Source organism: Adlercreutzia equolifaciens, assembly GCF_029076695.1.
Lineage (GTDB): Bacteria > Actinomycetota > Coriobacteriia > Coriobacteriales > Eggerthellaceae > Adlercreutzia > Adlercreutzia equolifaciens_A.
In genome coordinates this window covers 1-303 of record NZ_JARFIK010000377.1, presented here as the reverse complement: position 1 = coordinate 303, position 303 = coordinate 1, and the positions used below count along the sequence as shown (strand labels likewise).

Sequence of the window (303 nt, the reverse complement as noted above, 5' to 3'; positions counted from 1 at the left end):
GACGACAAGAGCCAGCTGATCGACATGGTGTTCTCGCCCGACGACACCATCCTCATCGGCGGCGATGAGCCGGCGACGTTCAAGACCGACGGCGAGGAGATGCTCGGCGAGGCTCTGCCGCCGCGCTCCTACCAGCGCAACCTGGAAGAGCTCGACGCTCTGCTGGGTTCCGTGGGCTCGCTGGGTGGTCTGGGCGTCGGCGTGACCAGCGCCGAGGACGCGGCTGCCAGCAACGCGGCCATGGAGGACGGCGAGGAATAAGGCTGTTCCGCCCGTTCTTTGGGATGGGCAACCTGATGCGTT

General features: G+C 66.3%; 1 protein-coding gene. It reads left to right on the top strand.

The features are described from left to right. Positions 1 to 261: hypothetical protein (locus tag PZH32_RS12820; protein ID WP_275208640.1), on the top strand; the 261-nt coding region annotated here is incomplete at its 5' end. Between the last annotated feature and the right edge of the window lie 42 nt (positions 262 to 303).